General features: G+C 70.9%; 22 protein-coding genes, 1 tRNA gene and 1 pseudogene. 14 read left to right on the top strand and 10 right to left on the bottom strand.

The window, feature by feature from the left end:
• Positions 1–64: 64 nt before the first annotated feature.
• Positions 65–244 (bottom strand): hypothetical protein, encoded by a 180-nt coding sequence (locus tag H489_RS37615; RefSeq protein ID WP_152427164.1) that lies wholly within the window; start codon positions 242–244, stop codon positions 65–67.
• Positions 245–464: 220 nt separating this feature from the next.
• Between H489_RS37615 and H489_RS37620 the strand changes: the two genes are divergently transcribed.
• Positions 465–1505 carry a hypothetical protein gene (locus H489_RS37620; RefSeq protein ID WP_152427165.1) on the top strand — a complete coding sequence of 347 codons (1041 nt, stop codon included), beginning with the start codon at positions 465–467 and terminating at the stop codon, positions 1503–1505.
• Between the two features lie 442 nt (positions 1506–1947).
• Here the strand turns inward: H489_RS37620 and H489_RS23705 are convergent.
• Positions 1948–2019 (bottom strand) — tRNA-Gln (locus H489_RS23705).
• A gap of 79 nt (positions 2020–2098) precedes the next feature.
• Here H489_RS23705 and H489_RS23710 point away from each other — a divergent pair.
• Positions 2099–2593 (top strand): MarR family winged helix-turn-helix transcriptional regulator, encoded by a 495-nt coding sequence (locus tag H489_RS23710; RefSeq protein ID WP_017886164.1) that lies wholly within the window; start codon positions 2099–2101, stop codon positions 2591–2593.
• Positions 2594–2640: 47 nt separating this feature from the next.
• Positions 2641–3117 carry a VOC family protein gene (locus H489_RS0118410; protein ID WP_152427166.1) on the top strand — a complete coding sequence of 159 codons (477 nt, stop codon included), beginning with the start codon at positions 2641–2643 and terminating at the stop codon, positions 3115–3117.
• 6 nt (positions 3118–3123) lie between these two features.
• Here the strand turns inward: H489_RS0118410 and H489_RS23715 are convergent, their stop codons facing one another.
• From H489_RS23715 to glp, 8 genes and pseudogenes are all read right to left on the bottom strand, one after another.
• Entirely contained in the window at positions 3124–4446 is a 1323-nt protein-coding gene (locus H489_RS23715; RefSeq protein ID WP_411910164.1) for an ABC-F family ATP-binding cassette domain-containing protein, read from the bottom strand.
• Between the two features lie 56 nt (positions 4447–4502).
• Positions 4503–4971 (bottom strand): annotated as a pseudogene (locus H489_RS38805) (ATP-binding cassette domain-containing protein); the annotation flags it as partial.
• 204 nt (positions 4972–5175) lie between these two features.
• Entirely contained in the window at positions 5176–5574 is a 399-nt protein-coding gene (locus H489_RS23720) for a PLDc N-terminal domain-containing protein (RefSeq protein WP_017886167.1), read from the bottom strand.
• Complete coding sequence (locus H489_RS23725) at positions 5571–6248, bottom strand: hypothetical protein (RefSeq protein WP_152427167.1); 678 nt, start codon at positions 6246–6248, stop codon at positions 5571–5573. The genes H489_RS23720 and H489_RS23725 overlap by 4 nt, the downstream gene beginning before the upstream one ends.
• The gene (locus H489_RS23730; protein WP_017886169.1) at positions 6245–6685 is read right to left on the bottom strand and encodes a molybdenum cofactor biosynthesis protein MoaE; all 441 of its coding nucleotides are present in this window, start codon (positions 6683–6685) and stop codon (positions 6245–6247) included. Before H489_RS23730 ends, H489_RS23725 begins: the two co-directional genes overlap by 4 nt.
• Positions 6682–7194 carry a molybdenum cofactor biosynthesis protein B gene (locus tag H489_RS23735; RefSeq protein ID WP_017886170.1) on the bottom strand — a complete coding sequence of 171 codons (513 nt, stop codon included), beginning with the start codon at positions 7192–7194 and terminating at the stop codon, positions 6682–6684. The genes H489_RS23730 and H489_RS23735 overlap by 4 nt, the downstream gene beginning before the upstream one ends.
• Positions 7191–7718, bottom strand: coding sequence for a cyclic pyranopterin monophosphate synthase MoaC (gene moaC, locus H489_RS23740; protein ID WP_017886171.1), 528 nt, complete (start codon positions 7716–7718; stop codon positions 7191–7193). Before moaC ends, H489_RS23735 begins: the two co-directional genes overlap by 4 nt.
• The gene (glp, locus tag H489_RS23745; protein WP_017886172.1) at positions 7715–8959 is read right to left on the bottom strand and encodes a gephyrin-like molybdotransferase Glp; all 1245 of its coding nucleotides are present in this window, start codon (positions 8957–8959) and stop codon (positions 7715–7717) included. The genes moaC and glp overlap by 4 nt, the downstream gene beginning before the upstream one ends.
• Before the next feature lie 106 nt (positions 8960–9065).
• Here glp and H489_RS23750 point away from each other — a divergent pair, with 106 nt between their 5' ends.
• The 11 genes from H489_RS23750 to H489_RS23800 all read left to right on the top strand — a co-directional run bounded on the left by H489_RS23750 (position 9066) and on the right by H489_RS23800 (position 21174).
• Positions 9066–10025 (top strand): MTAP family purine nucleoside phosphorylase, encoded by a 960-nt coding sequence (locus tag H489_RS23750; RefSeq protein ID WP_017886173.1) that lies wholly within the window; start codon positions 9066–9068, stop codon positions 10023–10025.
• Entirely contained in the window at positions 10022–11092 is a 1071-nt protein-coding gene (locus tag H489_RS23755; protein ID WP_017886174.1) for an NAD-dependent epimerase/dehydratase family protein, read from the top strand. The genes H489_RS23750 and H489_RS23755 overlap by 4 nt, the downstream gene beginning before the upstream one ends.
• A gap of 384 nt (positions 11093–11476) precedes the next feature.
• Complete coding sequence (locus H489_RS23760; RefSeq protein ID WP_017886175.1) at positions 11477–12226, top strand: glycosyltransferase family 2 protein; 750 nt, start codon at positions 11477–11479, stop codon at positions 12224–12226.
• Positions 12223–12888, top strand: a complete 666-nt coding sequence (locus H489_RS23765) for a DUF2064 domain-containing protein (protein ID WP_017886176.1) — start codon at positions 12223–12225, stop codon at positions 12886–12888. Before H489_RS23760 ends, H489_RS23765 begins: the two co-directional genes overlap by 4 nt.
• Complete coding sequence (locus tag H489_RS23770) at positions 12885–13547, top strand: class I SAM-dependent methyltransferase (protein WP_017886177.1); 663 nt, start codon at positions 12885–12887, stop codon at positions 13545–13547. Before H489_RS23765 ends, H489_RS23770 begins: the two co-directional genes overlap by 4 nt.
• Positions 13548–13648: 101 nt before the next feature.
• On the top strand, positions 13649–14635 hold the full coding sequence (locus H489_RS23775) for an alpha/beta hydrolase (RefSeq protein WP_017886178.1): 987 nt from the start codon (positions 13649–13651) through the stop codon (positions 14633–14635).
• On the top strand, positions 14632–15813 hold the full coding sequence (locus H489_RS36615) for a sensor histidine kinase (RefSeq protein WP_017886179.1): 1182 nt from the start codon (positions 14632–14634) through the stop codon (positions 15811–15813). Before H489_RS23775 ends, H489_RS36615 begins: the two co-directional genes overlap by 4 nt.
• A complete protein-coding gene (locus tag H489_RS23785) occupies positions 15810–16406 on the top strand; it encodes a DNA-binding response regulator (RefSeq protein ID WP_017886180.1) in 597 nt (198 codons plus the stop codon). The genes H489_RS36615 and H489_RS23785 overlap by 4 nt, the downstream gene beginning before the upstream one ends.
• A gap of 122 nt (positions 16407–16528) precedes the next feature.
• Complete coding sequence (locus H489_RS23790) at positions 16529–16774, top strand: hypothetical protein (protein WP_017886181.1); 246 nt, start codon at positions 16529–16531, stop codon at positions 16772–16774.
• Between the two features lie 146 nt (positions 16775–16920).
• Positions 16921–18540: a phosphoglucomutase (alpha-D-glucose-1,6-bisphosphate-dependent) gene (gene pgm, locus H489_RS23795; protein ID WP_017886182.1), complete on the top strand. Its 1620-nt coding sequence runs from the start codon at positions 16921–16923 to the stop codon at positions 18538–18540.
• A 222-nt stretch (positions 18541–18762) separates the two neighbouring features.
• Positions 18763–21174, top strand: coding sequence for an MDR family MFS transporter (locus tag H489_RS23800; protein WP_017886183.1), 2412 nt, complete (start codon positions 18763–18765; stop codon positions 21172–21174).
• The last annotated feature ends 94 nt before the right edge of the window (positions 21175–21268 follow it).

Here is a 21268-nt window from a genome sequence, read left to right on the forward strand (position 1 = left end):
GCCTAGGTCCTTGACGACGCGATGCGGGGAGTCAATCACCCTCGGCGCAGCATACGATTCTCCTTCAGCGCGGACCGTCGATGAGCACGTCGCCGATCCGGCCGCGCTGCGTCACGCCGACGAGCCCATAACCGGCCGCGCTCCAGTTGGATCGTGGCTTGGTGCGGGTCAGCGAACCGAAGGATCGCCAACGCCCGCAGCCGGTCCGCAGCGGCCGCCGCAGCAGCTGTTTCGTCAATCGCATGACGGCTCAGTAGAACGAGGTCGGCAGCATCGAGCCCCTGCGTGCCGGGCGCGCCCGTGAGAGCACCTGTACTGCTACACCCTGCGCGTCCATTCCTGCGAGTCGCCACGAGACCTCGCACGCTCAAGCGGGAATGCCGATGTCTCGTCGAACGAAGTACTCGCTGTGCTGCCGAAGCTGACCCAGTTTGCTGACCTGAGCAGGCGTTATGCTTCCCGATGTGCAGAACATGGGAGAACATCGTGGACTTGGGGTACAACTGTCTTTTGTATTTCCTCCGATGACAAATCAGGAAGCCGAGCACCTCAAAACTGATGCCGCCTTCAAGGCGATTCTTTCGACGAGTGACTTCTACATGATCTGCATGCACGCAGAGGTTACTTGGAGTCTGGTGCAGACCACCGATAGGCGGGCAATTCGGCTTTCAGTCGAGACGGGCGGCACTCGGCAACAGGTGACCATCGATGTTGCCCGCTTCCTCGAGGTTGAGGGGATTCGCGATACTCACTACGAGATCTATTGCACGGAGAGGCATCTTCTCATCTGCAGCGAGAACGATCCTGACGATGTCCTCGCATGGTTGACTCCAGAGCGACTCATATGGGAGCGCTCGCGGCAGCATCCTGCCATCACCGACTTCGACCGGTGGCGAGACTTTGCCAGGTACAGGCTACTCTATGTTGGTATTGCGAAGGAATCGTCCACGTTTGACCGATTGCTGGCGAAGGGACACGAAAGGCGGCAGGAGATTCTCTCAAACGAGTATCCTTCAGCGGGTGCGCGTGTTACAGACGAAGTGGTAATCTTCGCGCTGAGCGCGGCGGAGATGGGGATTCGCATCCTGTCAGAAGATAGCATTCTTTCCTCACGGGACGATGAAAACGCTTATGCAGCACGCCACAGGCGTGTCATCGCTGACGCCGAAAAAGCCTTCATCTCGACGCTCGATCCAAAGTACAACCGAGAAAAGTACGGCTCGTATCCCGTGAGCAAGGATGGCCTTTATGGGCAAGATTTTGACACGCGAACCTTCGCTCTCGCGGAGAACTACTCTCTACTCACCGACTTTGGCGACTTCAAAGGTGGCGCCAATTGGATTTGGCCAAACAATCAGCCCCTGAGGGCTGGCTCAATGAATCTCGATGTCATTGTTGTCCGAGGAGAAGAAGTTGTCCTGGTGCAGTCGTCCAATGGACAGCCGCATGAGACGGTACTACGCCCTGTCCAGGAAGCAGGCGAGGAGCCTTCGCCAGGCACCTGAGTTGGTCGCGCTGGCAGCGGCCTTCGTCATTCCCGCGACCGTAGCCTCTTCCAAAATCTGACCTGGCCGCGCGACGACGGGGCAGAGAGGTACTGAATCTGTCAGGATGAGCGCATTGGCGGTCTGGTGCTGCTGCACGTAGGTGATCGCCTTCGACTTCCATCGGTTGCAGGCCGCTCCCTGCTGCGCTTCCGCCTGCACCGCAGTTGTCAAGTAGCAGTCGCCGTGCCCGGCGACGCCCATCCGCCCTGCTCCGCCTGCGTTACATAAGGGCGGCCTGACATCTACACGCGCCACCGTTGCTCCAAGGCTGGACGTCGCCGGCTACGCGTCGCCGCGTCAGTAGCTGGCGCTGATAAGGCTCAATATGGATTCGAACCCGGACCTCACGGCTTCGCGTCTGCGCGGTCGAGGTGAAGCAACGTGAACGGCGCGGTCCCCGCTCCGCCTCCAGGATTCGAACCCGGACCTAACGGCACCAAAGGCCGTCGTGCTGCCATTACACCAAGGCGGAACGCACCGAGGGGTGCTCCTCCATCCTCCCACGACCGACGAGGCTGGCTGTCCGCTCCGGGTTCGGCCAAGATGGTGGGATGCCGCATGAGGACGAGGTCGATCGCATCGTCGCGGCGTGGGGTCGTGAGCGTGCCGACCTGGACTTCGGCCCGCTCGAGGTGCTGTCCCGCGTGGACCGGCTCGCCCGGCACCTGGACCGCGCCCGGCGGACAGCGTTCGACGCGAGCGACATGGAGCCGTGGGAGTTCGACGTCCTGTCGGCCCTGCGACGTGCGGGTGAGCCGTACGAACTGAGCCCGAAGACCCTGCTGCAGCAGACCCTGGTGTCGAGCGGCACGATGACGAACCGGGTGGACCGTCTGGCGGCACGCGGCTTCGTGGGGCGACGGACCGACCCGAAGGACGGCCGCGGCATCCTCGTCTCGCTGACGAGCCAGGGCCGGGTGGCGGTGGACGCGGCGATCGCGGACCTGCTGGCCGCCGAGCGGGACATCCTGTCCGGGGTCTCCGCCGACGAGCAGGGCCAGTTGGCCGGGCTGCTCCGCCGACTCATCCTGGGTCTCGGGGACTGACCGACAGCGTCACACGGGCCGAGCTGCCCCGGCGTAGCGTGCGGCGCATGCACGCCATCACCCTCGCCGTCGCCGACGTTGCACGATCGGCCGAGTTCTACCGCGCGCTGCTCGGCATCGAGGGCAGTGGCGTCATCGGTACCGAGTACCCCGCCACCGAGACGCAGGCCGGCGGCACCACGGCGATGTTCACCCTCGACGACGGGCTGATCGTCAGCGTCTACGGCCGAGACGACATGACGAAGGACTCCGGTGTCCAGCTGGCCACGGCACCGAGCAGCACGATCGGCCACTTCACGAGCAGTCAGGCCGAGGCCGAGGCGTTCCTCGAGCGGGCGCAGGCAGCCGGCGCCACGATGCTCGAGCCGCCGTACACGCGCCCGTGGGGCATGTGGTCCGGCTTCTTCCAGGACCCGGACGGGCACCTGTGGGAGGTCGTGGCGAACCCCGGCAGTGGGGCGCCCGAGGACGCGACACCGACGGACGCAAGCCAGGACGCGGTCGACCCCGCGTCCGTCGAGTAGCCCGGCTCAGACCCCGAGCAGCTCCGCGACCTCGAGCCAGCGCTCCTCGAGCTGCTCGACCTCGGCCTCGAGCGCACCGAGCTTCGACTGCAGTTCGCCGAGCCCGGCGTAGTCGGACTGGTCGTGCGTCGCGAACTGGTCGAGCAGCTTCTTGCGGTCCGCGCCGACCTTCGCGATCTTCCGGTCGAGTGCCGACATCTCCTTCTCGGCCGTTCGCCGGTCCGCGCCCGACAGGGCGGACGCACCAGCGGCAGTGGACCCGGCCACGGCACCGGCCGAACCGGTCCCGCCGACGGTGTCGGGCCTCCCGGCAGACGCGGCGGCAGCCGCAGAGGCGGTCCCGCCACCGGTGCCGGCCTCGCGCAGACGCATGTACTCGTCGACGCCGCCGGGCAGGTGGCGCAGGTGCCCGCCGAGCACGGCGTACTGCTGGTCGGTGACGCGCTCGAGCAGGTACCGGTCGTGGCTGACGACCAGCAGGGTGCCGGGCCAGGTGTCGAGCAGGTCCTCCATGGCGGCGAGCATGTCGGTGTCGAGGTCGTTGGTGGGCTCGTCGAGGATGAGCACGTTCGGCTCGTCGAGCAGGATGAGCATGAGCTGCAGACGACGCTTCTGCCCACCGGACAGGTCCTTGACGGGCGTGGAGAGCTGCTCCGAGGTGAAGCCGAGCCGCTCGAGCAGCTGCGACGGCGTCATCTCCTTGCCGTCGGCGACGTAGCTCGTCTTCTTGCGGGCCACCACCTCGCGAACGCGGTCGTCGGCGAACTGCTGCAGGTCGGCGAGCTGCTGGTCGAGCACGGCAACCTGCACGGTCTTGCCGGTCTTCACCCGCCCGCTGGTCGGCTGCAGCCGGCCGGAGACCAGGTTGAGCAGCGTGGACTTGCCGGCGCCGTTCGGGCCGAGGATGCCGGTCCGCTCCCCCGGTGCGATACGCCACTCGATGCGGTCGAGGATCTGCGTGCCGTCGAACGAGACGCTCACGTCGAGCAGGTCGACGACGTCCTTGCCGAGGCGCGCGGTCGCCGTCCGGGACAGCGCGACGGTGTCGCGGATCGGCGGGACGTCGTCGATCAGGGCGTTCGCCGCGTCGATGCGGAACTTCGGCTTGCTCGTGCGAGCCGGGGCGCCGCGGCGGAGCCACGCGAGCTCCTTGCGGGCCAGGTTCTGGCGACGCTGCTCGATCGTGGCAGCCTGCCGGTCACGCTCGACGCGCTGCAGGATGTACGCGGCGTAGCCACCTTCGAAGGGGTCGACGACGCCGTCGTGGACCTCCCACGTGTCGGTCGACACCGCGTCGAGGAACCACCGGTCGTGCGTCACGACGACCATGCCGCCCTGGTTCGACGACCAGCGGCGGTTGATGTGCCCGGCGAGCCACTCGATGCCCTCGACGTCCAGGTGGTTCGTCGGCTCGTCCAGGAACAGGACGTCCCAGTCGCCGACCAGCAGCCGCGCGAGTGCCACACGGCGACGCTGCCCACCGGACAGCTCGTCGACGCTGACGTCCCACGGGATGTCCGAGACCAGACCGCCGATGATGTCGCGGATCTTCGGGTCACCGGCCCACTCGTGCTCCTCGAGGTCGCCGACGACGGTGCTGCCGACGGTCGCACCCTCGGGCAGGATGTCGCGCTGGTCCAGGTAGCCGATGGTCAGCCCGCGGCGGTGCGTGACGCGGCCGCCGTCCGGCTCGAGTCGCTGGGACAGCAGTGCGAGGAGGGTCGACTTGCCGTCGCCGTTCCGGCCGACGACGCCGATCCGGTCACCCTCGTCGATGCCGAGGGTGACGTTGTCGAAGACGACCTTGGTGGGGAACTCGAGATGCAGGTTCTCGGCGCCGAGGAGATGTGCCACGCGTCAAGGGTAGGTGGCGCGGCGGGGTGGCGTGCGCGGCGCGGGTGGTTGGAGCGGTTGGCCGACCGGCTCTGGTCGCACGGTGCGCGCGTGTTCGAGTGGTGCGAGGTTGCCCGCTCGGTGCGAGGTTGTAGCGGCACACGGAGCGCGCAACCTCGCACCAGCCGACAGAGGGCGCACGGTGCGTCGGCCTGGAGGCCCGGCTCAGCTCGCGGGAGCGGTGTCGCCCTCGCCCGCGGCTTCCTTCGCACGCTTGAGGCGGGCCTGCGCTTCCCAGTACTCGATCTCGCGCTCGAGCTCTGCGAGCTCCTGCTCGGTGCCAGTCACGCGCTTCGTGCCGTGGGCACTGCGGGCGTCGCCGAGGGTGGCGTAGCGGTCCTCGTGGCGGGTGGGCTCGATGTAGCGACCGTGGTTCCGTTCGCCCGGAGCCCAGTCGTGGCCGATGGCGAACCAGACGATGCTGCCGACGACGGGGACCAGGATCACGAGGATCACCCACGCGATCTTCGGCAGGCCGCGGATCTGGTCATCCGTCTTCGTCAGGATGTCGATCAGGGCGAAGACCAGCAGGATGACGGTGATCCCGGGCAGCAAGACGCTCATGTTCGCGATTCTATGGATCCGCTTGGAGTCTCACCATTCCCCGAACGAGCGTCGTGGTTGCGAAGGTGCACAGGGTCAGCGTCGAGGTACCGGCGTGCGAGCACCGCGGACCGTGCCGTCCATGCGAACTGTCCCGCGGCGGCGATGCCACCCGCCAGGTAGACGGGCCAGAACGTGACGCCGGAGAACGCGAACGCCGCCCACACGGCGACGAGTCCCACGGTCAGCTGGAGGCCGGTGCCGTCGGCCAGTTCGACGGCTCGAGCCCGCACGATCATCAACCGATCGGCGGGGGCAGCGCGCCGCCCGGTTGCAGCCGCGGTCACCGCGCGCTGTTCGCGTTGCTGCAACGGCGCGAGCATCGGCGCAGGACGAGCTGCCACCCCGTTCCGTCTCCGGCGGATGCCGACCTGCACGGCCTCACTGATACCGGCCACGAAACCCAGTGCGGCGACCGCCGCCGAGAGTGCGAAGCGCGCGTCGGAGCCGGTGGGCAGGACGGTCGCCCCGACGCCGAGCACCACCAACACCAGCACGGTCGCCAGGACGAACCAACGGACCTGCAGGACAGCACCCGGGGACTTCGCCGAGACGACGCGAGCGCGTTCCTCGGACTCGACCCACCGGCGTTCCACCGCTGTCAGTCCGGCGTTCGGCCGTTCGGCAGATGTCACAGCGCCGCGACCCACTCGTCCGTCCCGTCGGTGAACCGCTGGTGCTTCCAGATCGGCACGCGCTCCTTCACCAGGTCGACCAGGGCACCGCACGCCGCGAACGCCTGCGCCCGGTGCGACGACGACACCGCTGCGGCGAGCGCGACGTCCCCGATGCCGAGCGCCCCGACCCGGTGCAGCACGGCGATCCGGACGTCGGGGTTGTCCTCGGCGATGGTCCGGGCGACCGCGGTGATGACCTCGTCGGCACTGGGGTGCCGCTCGTAGTCGAGTGCGGTGACGCCCTTGCCACCGTCGTGGTCACGGACGATGCCGGCGAAGGTCACCACGGCGCCGTCCTGCTCGGTGGCGACCACGGCTGCGACCTCGTCGACGCTGATGTCGCGGTCGACGACGTCGGCGAGCATGACCCGTGCGGCGGACTCGGTGGTGCTCACGAGGCGCTCCGCGGGGCGTGGCCTTCGCCGTGCACCTGGGCGACCACGTGGTCGAGTACTCCGTCGAGCACGGCGAGCCCGTCGGACACCCCACCGCGCGATCCGGGCAGGGTGACGAGCAGGCAGCCGGCGTTCGTGACCCCGGCGACCCCGCGGGTGAGCAGCGCGGTCGGGCCGGCGCCCGCGAGTCCGCGCCGACGGATCTCCTCGGTGATGCCGGGCAGTTCGAGGTCGATCAGGCTCGCGACGGCCTCGGGGGTCCGGTCGGTGGGGGTGACCCCGGTGCCGCCGGTGGTGATGACGACCCGGGCGTCGGCCAGGAGTTCGGCGGTGACGGTCTCGGTGATCGCGCCGCCGTCGGGGACGATGATCGGTTCGCTCGTGGTGAACCCGTGCTCGCGCAGCCAGTCGGCGATGACGGGTCCGGTGCGGTCGAGTTCGGGGTCGGCGGCGGCCTGCGTGGACACCACGACGACGGCGGCCCGGCCCCTGGTCGGCTCGGCGGTCATCGGTTGCTCCAGTCCCCGGAGCGTCCGCCGTGCTTCTCGAGCACGCGCACGTCCGTGATCACGGCCGCTCGGTCGACGGCCTTCACCATGTCGTACACCGTCAAGGCGGCGACGCTCGCCCCGGTCAGGGCCTCCATCTCGACGCCGGTGCGGGAGGTCGTTCGGACCGACACCTCGATCAGCACGCGGTCGTCGGAGCCGGTGATGTCGACCTGCACGCCGGCGATGGGCAGCGGGTGGCACAGCGGGATGAGGTCGGAGGTCTTCTTCACCGCCATGATCGCCGCGATGCGGGCGGTGCCGACGACCTCGCCCTTGGGCAGCGAGCCGTCGAGGATGCGTGCGACGACGTCTGGGCGGGTGACGACGGTGGCGGTGGCGGTGGCCGATCGGTCGGTGACGTCCTTCGCGGAGACGTCGACCATGTGCGCACTGCCGTCGGCGCGGACGTGCGACAGGCCGTCGGACTCGGCGTCGGCCTGGGCTCGGGACGAGACGGGGTCGGACAGGGACTGCTCGGTCATCGGAGGCTCCAGACGGTCAGGGGGTCGCCGACCTCGACGGTGTCGACGCCGACGGGGACGTGCACCAGGTGGGTGGCGGCGGCGTAGTGGACGAGCAGGTGTGAACTCGGCCCACCGACGAAGTGCACGGCACCGTCCTGCACCCGGCCGCGACGGACCTGGTGCTTGCCGGCGGGTGAACCGGCAACTGATGCCGCCGGCAGGACCTGCGTGGGGCGGTCCGGAGCGAGTCCGACGGCGGCAGCGAGCAGGGGGCGCAGGAACACCTCGAACGAGACGAGCGCCGACACCGGATTGCCGGGGAAGGACACGACGGGCACGGCGCGACCGTCACCGAACACGACGCTGCCGAACGCCTGCGGCCCACCGGGCTGCATCGCGACCGGCGTCACCGCGAGCCCGCGGGGTTCGAGCGCCTGCCGCACGACCTCGTACGCCCCGGCGCTGATGCCCCCGGTGGTCAGCACGAGGTCGGCCCAGTCCCCCACGGCCGCATCGAGTGCCTGGTCGAAGGCAGCGACGTGGTCGGGCACCCGGACGGCCCGGGAGTCCGCTCCGACCTGGGCCAGGGCGGCCCGCAGCGCGATGCCGTTCGCGTCACCGATGGTCGCCGCGTCGGCATCGGCTCCCTGCAGCTCGGACCCCGTCGACACGACGAGGACCCGCAGCGCTCGGCGAACCGAGACATTCGTCACCCCGGCCGAGGCCAGTGCCCCGAGCAACGCCGGCGTGATCGGAGAACCGGCCGGAGCCAGCTCGGCGCCGGCCGGCAGATCGCTGCCGGTGACGCGCACGAAGGTGCCGGCGGTGAGGTCATCGGGCACCGTCACCCGGGGCAGCTCGAGCGCCGCCGGGAACGCACCGGGCTCGATCGCCTCGACCGGGAACACCGCGTCGGCACCGGTCGGGATCCGCGCTCCGGTCATGATCGGCGCTGCCGTGCCGGGTTCGAGCGCCTCGGGCATGACGCCGGCCGGGATCGGGGCGACGATCCGGACCTGCTGCCCGACCTCGGCGACCCGCACGGCGAACCCGTCCATCTGACTGTTGTCGAACGGCGGCAGCGGAACGGGCGACTGGACGGACGCCGCGAGCACGCGGTGTGCGAACCCGGCACCCGCACCGGCGCCCTCGCCCGCGCCGGCGAGTTCGTCGAGCGGCAGTTCTTCTGCTCCGAGGCCCGCCAGCACCGGCGCGAGCAACGCCGCCAGGTCGTCGCGGTGCTGACCGATCGTTCGCACAGGTGCCTCCGAACAGGGGTTGGTGGCGCCGCTCCCGGTTCGCCCGGTGGCGCCGTCAGTAGCGTATCCAGCGCGCAGCCCGCGCCGACGACCAACCGGAGGACCTGTGGAGAACGACGAAGCCGTGACGATCGGTGTCATCGGAGGCTCCGGCCTCTACCAGCTGTTCGAGGAGGGCACCGCCGAGGAGCTCGACGTCCCGACCCCGTTCGGCCCGACCTCGAGCCCGATCAGCATCGGCACGATGTCCGGACGACGGGTCGCGTTCCTGACCCGCCACGGCCGTGAGCACTCCGTCGCCCCGCACCGCATCAACCACCGTGCGAACGTCTGGGCGCTCCGCTCGCTCGGCGTCCGCGCGATCGTGTCCTCGAGCGCCGTCGGCGGCCTGCACCCCGACTACGCCCCGGGCACCTTCGTCGTGACCGACCAGCTCATCGACCGCACCTGGGGCCGCGCCGACACGTTCTTCGAGGACGACGTGCAGCACCTGTCCTTCGCGGACCCGTTCGACCCGACGCTCCGCCGTGCGGCGATCGACGCCGTCGCCGGACTCGACGTGCCGTTCCGCCCGACCGGCACGTGCGTCGTCATCCAGGGTCCCCGGTTCTCCACCCGCGCCGAGTCCGTCTGGCTCCGCCAGGCCGGCGGCCACATCATCAACATGACGATGACGCCCGAGGTGCCGCTCGCCGCAGAACTCGGCATCGCGACCGTGAACCTGTCGTTCGTGACCGACGCCGACGCCGGCCTGGCCCCGACCGAGGACGAAGCCGCAGCCGACGCGGCAGCTGCAGCCGACGCGGCAGCCGCAGCCAGCGGCCCCGGCGTCGACGACGCCGGCGCCGTCGTCACCCACGCCCTCGTCATGGAACGCCTCGCCCGCGCCAACGAGGTCATCGTCCGCGGCATCGGCCAGATCGTCGCCGCGATCCCCGACGACTTCACCCCGCGTGAACTCGTCCCCACCAGCGCGAGCGCCAGCATCATGCAGACCCAGCCCACGGGTGCGACACCCACGCAGGCCCAGCCCGCCGCCACCGCCACCACGGGCGCGACCGCATGAGCCGCCTCCTCGTCACCGGCGGCGCCGGCTTCATCGGCTCCGCGATCGTCCGTCGTGCCCTGGCCGACGGCCACGAGGTCCGCGTCCTCGACTCCCTGCGCGACGACGTGCACGGCGACCCCGCCGAGGTCATCCGCGCCCACCAGCAGCAGGGCATCGTGTTCGTGCACGGCGACGTCCGCGACCGGATCGCACTCGACGCCGCACTCGACGGCATCGACGTCGTGTGCCACCAGGCCGCCAAGGTCGGCCTCGGCGTGGACTTCCAGGACGCCCCCGACTACGTCTCGTCGAACGACGCCGGCACCGCCCACGTCCTCGCCGGCATGGACCGGCACGACATCGGCCGGCTCGTCGTCGCCAGCTCGATGGTCGTCTACGGCGAGGGTGCGTACACCACCGCGTCCGGCGAACCCACCCGTCCGCCGGCCCGCCGCCGCGAGGACCTCGACGCCGGCCGCTTCGACCCGATCGGGCCCGACGCTCAGCCCCTGCTGCCCGGCCTGATCGACGAGTCCGCCGCGCTCGACCCCCGCAACGTGTACGCGCAGACGAAGGTCGCGCAGGAGCACCTCGCCTCGAGCTGGGCGCGTGCCACGGGCGGCCGCGCGATCGCGCTCCGGTACCACAACGTCTACGGACCGGGCATGCCAGCGAACACCCCCTACGCCGGTGTCGCGTCCCTGTTCCGCTCGGCGCTGGCCCGCGGCGAGGCCCCCCGGGTCTTCGAGGACGGCGCCCAGCGACGCGACTTCGTGCACGTCGACGACGTCGCCGGCGCGAACGCCGCCTCGATCGCGGCGACCGCCGACCTGCCGTCGGACACCTTCCGCGCGTACAACGTCGGCTCGGGCACCGTGCACACCATCGGCGACATGGCCGCGGCGATCGCCGGACCCGACGGCCCGCAGCCGGTCGTCACCGGCGAGTACCGACTGGGCGACGTCCGCCACGTCACGGCGAGTTCGGCACGCATCGCCGCCGAGCTCGGCTGGCACGCCGAGGTGGACTTCGAAGCAGGCATGCGCGAGTTCGCGACGGCTCCGCTCCGCAGCGCCGTCCGCTAGCCGGAACACGCGAGCGGGTCGCGCGCCGCGAGCGGCGCCTGAGAGCGCGAGCAGCCGTCGGACGGGAGGCCCGTGGCGGCCCCGCCCCGCTCCTCCCGTCCGCAGTCCCCACCACCACGGCAACGCAGGACGCCGTCGTGTCGGCAACACGCCCCCTGGCGCGCGAGACGCCGCCGCATTCGGCGGCGTCTCGACGACACGACGGCGTCTTCTGGCACCCGCACCCGCGACACGAACGCACCCTGTCCCCCGTACTGGGGACCCGGCCGGCACCGAACGCGCGGAACGACCAGGACCCGGCAGTTTCCTGTACCCCGCGGCGCATCGTCGTGTTGTGTCGAGGACATGCCAGGACAGACCCGTCGATCCGACCGACCGCACCGAATGACGGACATGACTGTCGACGTGATCCTGCCGTGCCTCGACGAGGCGGACGCCCTGCCGAAGGTCATCGCACGGCTCCCCACGGGCTACCGGGCCATCGTCGTCGACAACGGATCGACCGACGGATCGGCCGACGTCGCCCGCGCCCACGGCGCCCTCGTCGTGACCGAACCCGTCAAGGGCTTCGGCTCGGCATGCGCCGCCGGCGTCGCCGCGGCGACCGCCGACTTCGTCGCCTTCTGCGACGCCGACGCCTCGATGGACCCCGCCGAACTCCCGCCCCTGGTCGACCGCGTGGCCAGCGGCCGCGTCGACCTGGCACTCGGCCGCCGCGTCCCGACCGGGCGAGGCGCGTGGGCTCCGCACGCACGCTTCGCGAACCGCGTCCTCGCCGTCCTCATGCACCGCGCGACCGGTTACCGCCTGCGCGACCTCGGCCCGATGCGCGTGATGCGCCGCGAGGACCTCGTCTCCCTCGACCTGCGCGACCGTCGCAGCGGCTACCCGCTCGAGATGGTCCTGGCCGCCCACGCGGCCGGCTGGCGCGTCGACGAGTCCGACATCGGGTACGCGCAGCGCATCGGCGACAGCAAGGTGACCGGCACGCTCCGCGGCACCGTCAACGCGGTGCGGGACATGTCCCGCCTGCTCCGTGCGTACCGCCGGGAGGCCCGTGTCCGGGTCGTCGCACCGGGACCGCTCCGGCAGGCGGCCGAGTCCGCCCCCGTGGCCGAGGAGGCCCGCTCGTGACCGCCGCCGACGCCCACGGCACCGACGCTGCGCGCGCCGACGTGACCGTCGCCGTCGTGGCGAAGGAGTGCCTGCCCGGCAAGGTGAAGACCCGGCTGACCCCGGCCCTCTCCCCCGAGGGCGCCGCACGTGTCGCGTCCGCGAGCCTCGGCGACACGCTGGCGACCGTCCGGGCCCTGCCCGCGGCGCGTCGTGTCCTGTTCTTCGACGGCGACGTCGTGCCGGCGTCGGCCGACGGCTTCGAGGTGCTGTACCAGCCCGGTGGCGGTCTGGACGAGCGCCTCGGGTTCCTGTTCGACGCCGTCGACGGCCCGCTGCTGCTCGTCGGCATGGACACCCCGCAGGTGTCCACCGCGGACCTCGCGCCCGTGTTCGACGATGCTGTCCGCGATGCCTGGTTCGGCCCGGCCGAGGACGGCGGCTTCTGGTCGCTGTACCTGCGACAGCCCACCGGCGACCTGCTGCGCGGCGTGCCGATGTCGCGCGACGACACCGGAGCCGTGCAGCTGGCACGACTGACCGACGCCGGCCTCGACGTGGGCGTGCTCGGCGAGCTGCTCGACGTCGACACCATGCCGGACGCCGAGCGGGTCGCCGACCTCGCACCCGACTCCGACTTCACCCGAGCACTCCGTGCCGAGACCGTGGGGAGCACCCGATGACCATGCACGCACCCGTCTCGTTCGGTGCCGGCGGCGGCGAACCGTACGCCCGTGCCCTGCGCACCGACGGCCACCTGCGCCTCACCGACGCCGACCGTCCCGACGCCGTCACCACGATGGACGTCGGCCGCTGGAGCGCCGCCGCCGACCGCGTCGACCGCTCGCTGCTCGACGACGTCGACGGCGGGGTCATCGACATCGGCTGCGGGCCGGGCCGGATGCTCGTCGCAGCACGGTCCCGGGGCATCCCAGCGCTCGGCGTGGACGTCTCCGCCGAGGCCGTCGCCATCGCGCAGCGCTCCGGTGGCACCGCCCTGCAGGGCTCCGTGTTCGATGCCGTACCCGACGAGGGCCACTGGGACACCGCGCTCGTGATCGACGGCAACATCGGCATCGGCGGCGACCCCACGGCCCTGCTCGCCCGTTGCCGTGCGATCGTGCGCACCGGCGGCCGGGTCATCGTCGAGACGAACCCCGAGGTCACGGCCGACCGCGTGTACACCGCCCGGGTGGTCGACGCCGACGGCAACGAGAGCGCCGGGTTCCCGTGGGCCGAGGTCGGGCTCGACGCCCTGCACCGGCACGCAGCCGAAGCCGGACTGGTCGCGCGGCAGAGCTGGACGGCCGAGGGCCGGAACTTCTGCGAGCTGCTCGCCTGACCGGACCGCCGCACGATCGACCGTGACATCCGTCACGGTCGATCGTGACACCGGGGCACATCCGCTCCGCGCCCCGCGCCGTTTGACTGATCGGACCCGCCGTGCTGACCCCGCGCGGCCCGATCGAGACGAGCTCCGTGCGGAAGTCCCTGCGCATCACCCTGATCACCCTCGGCGCACTGGTGGCGGTCCCGGTCCTCGCCCTGGCGACGACGACGGTCGTCAACGTCGTCGCGACCCACGTCGAGGCATCCGAGATCGACGACTACGGCGAGCGCGTGCCCGTCGACGGCAAGCAGATGAACGTCGTCGTCCGCGGCGCCGGCACCACGTCCGACACGGGGACGATCGTGCTCCTGCCGGGGCTCGGCACCGCCGCCCCCGGGCTCGACTTCGGGCCGCTCATCGACCAGCTCACCCGCTCGCACCGGGTCGTCGCCGTCGAACCCTTCGGCACCGGGCTGAGCGACCAGACCGACGTCCCGCGGACCGCGGCGAACATCACCCGCGAGGTCCACGAGGCCCTGCAGCACCTGCACGTCCACCGGTACGTGCTGATGGGCCACTCGGTCGCGGGCATCTACGCCCTGCGCTACACGGAGCGGTACCGCGACGAGGTGACCGCCTTCGTCGGCATCGACAGCAGTGTGCCGCGGCAGTCGAGCTGGGACGAGCCGATCCCGACCGGCACGATCGTCGCCCTCGATCGGCTCGGCCTGCTGCGCGCACTCGGCGGAGCGTCGTCGGACACGTACGGCGACGCCTACGACGACGGGACGAAGCGCCAGATGCAGCTGCTCTCGGCGAAGAACGGTGCCGCCCCGACGATCATCGACGAGATGCGGCACGCGCCGGAGAACTTCCGGTCCGTCGAGGACTCGCGGTTCCCCACCGACCTGCCGGTGCTGTTGTTCGTGCGGACCAACGACGACGACGTGCCGAACTGGGTCCGGCTGCACGAACGTCAGGCCGCGAGCGTGGAACACGGCCGGGTCATCGGATTGGTCGGCGACCACTACCTGCACCACACACTGTCGGAACGGATCGCCAGGGACACCGACGCGACCCTCGCTACCCTGGGCGCGTGACGCAACCCGGGCAGGAGCGGCCCCGCGCCGAAGCCGACGTCCGGGTCGTCCGCTGGTCCTCGGTCGCGTCGCTGTGGCTCGTGGTGCTGGTGGGCGGCGGCGCGCAGGTCCTGATCGGCACCGACAGTCCGCCGACAGCGCGGACCCCCGTGCTCGTCGTGCTCACCGTCGCCGCGACGGTGGCGGCGCTCGCATCGATCCCGCTGCTGCTCCGTCCCGCCGGTGCGGCGTCTGCGCGGCACCCGGCCGTGCTCGCCCTGCTGGTGCTCGCGGTCGCCACGTGGGTGGTCTCGCTCGTCCCGTCGGCGACCGGCTCCGCGTGGTCGTTCACCCTGGCGATCGCGGGCGGCACGGTCGGCTGCCTGCTGCGGGGGTGGGCCCGGGTCACCGTGCTCGCCGGCACCGTCGTCCTGCTGGTCGGGGCAGCCGACGCCCGCGCCGAGCCCGCCGAACTCGTCCTGGTCGGGACCCTCGCGCTCTTCGCCCTGATGCCGCTCAGCGTCGTCTGGATCCACCGTGTCGTGCTCCGGCTCGAAGCCGCACGTCGCACCGCCTCCGACCTCGCCGTCGCCGAGGAACGACTCCGCTTCGCCACCGACCTGCACGACATCCAGGGCCACCACCTGCAGGTCATCGCGCTGAAGAGCGAGCTCGCCGAACGGCTGCTCGACGCCGACCCCGAGCGTGCCCGGGGTGAGCTGTCCGACATCCGGACCGTGGCGCAGGAAGCGCTCGAGGACACCCGGGCGCTCGTCGGCGGTTACCGCACCGCGACGGTGGCGGTCGAGGCCCGGAACGCCGCAGCTGTCCTGCGGTCGGCGGGGGTCGACTGCCGCGTGCGGCTCGAGACCGCCGGCATGCCCGACGCGGTCGGCGCCCTGTTCGCCGTCGCGATCCGCGAGGCCGCGACGAACACCATCCGGCACAGCCACGCCAGCACCGCGTCGATCGAGCTGCTGCGCGACGGCGACGCCTGGGCCCTCACGGTGGCGAACGACGCGCCGCGGTCGTCCGAACGGCCGGGCACGGGGACCGGGACCGGGACGGGGACGGGCATCGACGGGCTCCGGCAGCGCGTCACGCCACACGGTGGGACGGTCCACGTCGACCGGCGTGCGGACCGCTTCACCCTGGTGGTCCGCATCCCGGCCCCCGCACGAGCGGTGGTGTCCACGTGATCAGGATCGTGATCGCCGATGACGAGGAGCTCATCCGCGGCGCACTCGTCGCCCTGCTCGGCCTGGAACCCGACCTCGAGGTCGTCGCCGACGTCCCCGACGGTGCCGCAGCGGTGGCCGCAGCCCGGAGATACCTGCCGGACGTCGTCCTGCTCGACCTCGAGATGCCCGTCCTCGACGGCATCGAGGCCGCTCGTGCGCTGTCGGACACGATGCCCACGGTGATCGTCACCCGCCACGCGCGGCCGGGAACCCTCCGACGTGCCCTGTCCGCCGGGGTCCGCGGCTTCGTCCCGAAGTCCACGCCGGCCGCCCGGCTGGCCGAGATCATCCGCGACGTGGCGGCAGGCGAGCGGTACATCGACGCCGGTCTCGCGGCGGCTGCGCTCAGCGAGGACGAGAGCCCGCTCACGCCGCGCGAGGCCGACGTCCTGCGCTGCACCCACGACGGACTCGCGACGAAGCAGATCGCCCGGGAGCTCTCGCTCGCGCACGGCACGGTCCGCAACCACCTGTCGTCGGCGATCGCGAAGCTGCACGTCGACAACCGCCTCGCAGCGGCAGCCGCGGCCTGGGACCGAGGGTGGATCTGACCGATCCGCCCTTCTTTTGCATCATGCAAGACAAGTGGGTAGAGTGGTGGTCATCCAGCCGACGGCGTCGCGGTCGCCGGCTCGGTGACCCGCGGACCTCGGCACGACGACGAGGAGCACCCATGCAGAACCGTCAGAACCCCCTGGGCGGCGCCTACGTGACCGGCCTCGAGTCCCGCGCCGAGCTCGGCGCCTTCACGGGCGACGCGACCCGCAGCCCCGTCGGCAGCTACACCGGCACCGGCACAGGCCGCGCACTCGGCCGCTTCGTCGACACGCAGTTCCGCCGTCCCGGCACCGCGACGTCCTCGTCGCGCACCGTGACCGGCTCGTTCCGCACGGCGACGGGTTCGTTCCGCACCGCCTGAGGCACCTGCCTCCACAGACTGCGAGCGGTCGTCCACCCCGGGGGTCCCCCCTCAACCCGGGTGGGGCGGCCGCTCGCTCGCGTCCTCGCAGGAGTCCCGCGCACTTCCCCCGAACGCGTCAGGGCCGCCGATGCCAGGATGGACGCATGAACGACCGCGCCGGCACCCCAGCGACCGCAGACGACCTCGTCGACCTGGACGAGCTCCTCGCCGCCTACCACGACCGAGTGCCCGACGTCTCGATCCCCGAGCAGAAGGTCGTGTTCGGCACGTCCGGACACCGCGGGTCGTCGCTCGACACCGCCTTCAACGACACCCACATCGCCGCCATCACGCAGGCGATCGTCGAGTACCGCCGCGAGCAGGGCACCGACGGCCCGCTCTTCATCGGCCGCGACACCCACGCGCTCTCCGCCCCCGCCGAGCAGACCGCTCTGCAGGTCCTGGCCGCCAACGGCGTCCGCGTGCTCGCCGACAGCGCGGACGGCTTCGTGCCGACGCCCGCGCTGAGCCACGCGATCATCCGCTACAACCGCGCCGGCAACCCGGACACGGCGGACGGCATCGTCATCACGCCGAGCCACAACCCGCCCCGCGACGGCGGCTTCAAGTACAACCCGCCGCACGGTGGCCCCGCGGACAGCGACGCCACGAGCTGGATCGCGAACCGGGCGAACGCGATCATCGAGGGCGGCAACGCCGAGGTGCAGCGCACCGAGGACGCCGAGCCCGAGCGCTACGACTTCCTCAACACGTACGTGGCCGACCTCGAGAACATCATCGACATCGCAGCGATCAAGCAGGCCGGCGTGAAGATCGGCGCCGACCCGCTCGGTGGCGCCTCGCTGCCGTACTGGAACGCCATCCGCGACCACTACGGCCTCGACCTGACCGTCGTGAACCCCGAGGTCGACCCCACGTGGGCGTTCATGACCCTCGACTGGGACGGCAAGATCCGGATGGACCCGTCGAGCCCCTCGGCGATGGCCTCGGTGCTCGCCCGCAAGGACGACTTCGACGTGCTCACCGGCAACGATGCCGACTCCGACCGGCACGGCATCGTCACGCCCGACGGCGGGCTGATGAACCCGAACCACTACCTCGCGGTCGCGATCGAGTACCTCTACGCGCACCGACCCGAGTGGCGCGACGACGCCGCGATCGGCAAGACGCTGGTGTCGTCGAGCATCATCGACCGCGTCGCCGAGTCCCTGGGCCGTCGCCTGTGGGAGGTCCCGGTCGGCTTCAAGTGGTTCGTCCCCGGCCTGATCGACGGCTCCGTGGCCTTCGGCGGCGAAGAGTCCGCAGGTGCGTCCTTCCTGCGCACCGACGGCACCGCGTGGACGACCGACAAGGACGGCATCATCCTGGCGCTCCTGGCGTCCGAGATCGTCGCCGTGACCGGCAGGACCCCCTCGCAGCTCTACACCGAGCTGACCGAACGCTTCGGCGCCCCGGTCTACCAGCGCGTCGACGCCGCGGCCTCGAAGGAGCAGAAGGCCCGCCTCGGCAAGCTCGACGGCGACGCCATCACCGCGGACACACTGGCCGGCGACCGGATCACCGCGAAGCTGTCGAAGGCCCCGGGCAACGACGCGGCCGTCGGCGGCGTGAAGGTCGTCACCGACAAGGCCTGGTTCGCCGCGCGGCCGTCGGGCACCGAGGACGTCTACAAGATCTACGCCGAGAGCTTCGTCGGGCAGGAGCACCTCGAGCAGGTGCAGCGCGAAGCCAAGGAGATCGTCGACGCGGCACTGGGCGCCTGACGCCCTCGTCGGTCGGGCTGCGGGACTCGGTTCCCGCAGCCCGACCGCCGGAACCGAACCGGGCCTCCAGGCCGTGCGCCGCAGGGGTGAACCGGGCGTACCGTGACTGCCGATCCACTCAGGAAGCGGTCTCGGTGTGACCGAGCACTTGCGGCAGTTGTAACTTTGCAGGCAGCGCAAAAATCGTTCTGCCAGCGCATCGGTACCCGGGAGACCCTGCTCATGACCCAGACGGCGACCGCACCCGCGGCCCCCACCACGGCGTCCAACGTCGTGATGACGCACCGACAGATCCTGTTGGTGATCTACGGCCTGATGGCCGGCATGTTCCTCGGCGCCCTCGACCAGACCATCGTCGGCACCGCGATCCGCACCATCGGCGACGACCTGCACGGCCTCGACCAGCAGGCCTGGGTCACCACCGGGTACCTCATCGCCTCGACGGTGACGACCCCGATCTACGGCAAGCTCTCCGACATCTTCGGTCGCCGGCCGCTCTTCATCACCGCGATCGGCATCTTCATCGTCGGCTCGTTCGCCGCGTCGTTCTCCGACTCGATGCTCATGCTCGCCGGGTTCCGCGCGCTGCAGGGCCTGGGTGCCGGTGGCCTGATGTCCCTGCCGCTGGCGATCATGGGCGACATGCTCGCCCCACGCGAGCGGGCGAAGTACCAGGGCTACTTCCTGGCGGTCTTCGGCATCTCGTCGGTCATCGGGCCGCTCGTCGGTGGTGTCTTCGCCGGCGCCGACCAGCTGCTGTTCATCGCCGGCTGGCGCTGGGTCTTCCTGATCAACGTGCCGATCGGCGTCATCGCGCTGTTCATGGTGCTGACGTTCCTGCACCTGCCGAAGTTCGGCAACCGCGGCAAGCCCCGCATCGACTGGTGGGGCGCGACGCTCGTCATCGTCACCCTCGTGCCACTGCTGCTCATCGCCGAGCAGGGCCGCGAGTGGGGCTGGGACTCCCCCGCCGCGTTCGCCTGCTACGCCATCGGAGCCCTCGGCCTGATCGCGTTCATCATCGTCGAGCGGGCCATGGGCGACGACGCGATCCTGCCGATGAAGCTGTTCGGGTCACGGGTGTTCTCGATGTCCGCGATCCTGTCGGTGCTGGTCGGCTTCGGCATGTTCGGCGCGATGCTGACGATCCCGCTCTACCTGCAGATCGTGAAGGGCGTGACCCCGACCGAGTCCGGGTTCGCGATGCTGCCGATGGTGCTCGGACTGATGATCTCGTCGATCGCCTCCGGCCAGATCATCTCGAAGACCGGCAACTACCAGGTGTTCCCCGTCACCGGCACCGCGTTCACGGCCGTCGGCTTCACCGTCCTGACGTTCCTGACCGCCGACCGGCCGCTCTGGTTCCTGATGCTCGGCATGTTCCTGATCGGCCTCGGGCTCGGGCAGCTCATGCAGACGCTGACCCTCGCCGCGCAGAACTCGGTCTCCCCCCGGGACATCGGTGTCGCCACGAGCGCCGCGACGTTCTTCCGCCAGATCGGCGGCACCATGGGCACCGCCGTCCTGCTCTCCGTGCTGTTCACCCTGATGCCGACCAACATCAGCGCCGCCATGCAGAACGAGTCGGACCTGAAGAGCGCGCTCAACGCCGCGATGACCCCCTCGGTCGCGAACGCCTCGAAGAACCAGGGCGTGATGGACGAGATCTGGACGAAGATCGTCGACCCGGTGCAGCAGAACGTGCAGGACGGCCTCGACCAGGGCACCGCGCAGGCGAACCAGGCAGCCGACGCCGCCGTGACGAAGCAGGTGACCGCAGCCGTGCAGCGGCAGGTCGCCGCGGGCACCGTCCCCGCCGCCGCTGCGGACACGATCATCGCCCAGCAGGTCGACGACGCGAAGCCCGCCGCCGAGCAGCAGGCGCTCGAGACCGCCGCCACGAAGGCGAACGCCTCGGTCGTCGACGGGAAGCTGCAGATCGACTACTCCGACCGGGCGCAGCGGGAGAACGTCGTCGACCAGGTCGCGCCGACGCTCGTCAAGCAGCTCAAGAGCGGCGACTCGGCCGCGAACTCCTCCACCGACTCGGCGACGAGCGACACGTCGTTCCTGAACGGGGCCGACCCCCGTCTCAGCCGTCCGTTCCTGGTCGGGTTCAGCGACTCGGCCGTCCGCGTGTACTACGTCGGACTCGCGGTGATCCTGCTCGCGTTCGTGCTGACGTGGTTCTTCCGGGTGCCGCCGCTCCGCAAGACCTCGGCGTTGCAGGAGCAGGCCGACGCGGCACGGACCGCCGACGCCGCGGCTGCTGCTCCGGGCGCCGGGCCGGAGCCGACGGTGCCGGGTGCGTCCTCGCGCGACGTGCCGACCTCACCGGACGTGACACCGCAGCCCCGGTCCGCTCGGGCGCCCGGAGCAGCCGGAGCACCCGACGGTGCGGACGACACCCGCGCGCCGCTGCCGAACGCCACGACGCACGGTGCCCACTCGGCGGCTGCGCCGGTCGACGAGCCCCCGACGACGACCGGTGCCATCCGGACCCGGGCTGCGCACGCGGCGACGGCCGTGGAGCCGGGCGCCCCCGGGGCCGCAGCCGATGCGGCGGAAGCGAGCCGGGCCTCCCGGCCGGACGCTGACGACGTGCACGCACACGGGCGGCACTCGGCCGAGTAGTCGGCGCGGGCGCCCGCCCGCTGATGCCGAACGACGAGGTCGCTGTCGCACGACGGCGACCTCGTCGCATCTGCGCGGATGCACCCGTCGCGGC

Origin of the sequence: Curtobacterium flaccumfaciens UCD-AKU (genome assembly GCF_000349565.1) — a bacterium.
Lineage (GTDB): Bacteria > Actinomycetota > Actinomycetes > Actinomycetales > Microbacteriaceae > Curtobacterium > Curtobacterium poinsettiae.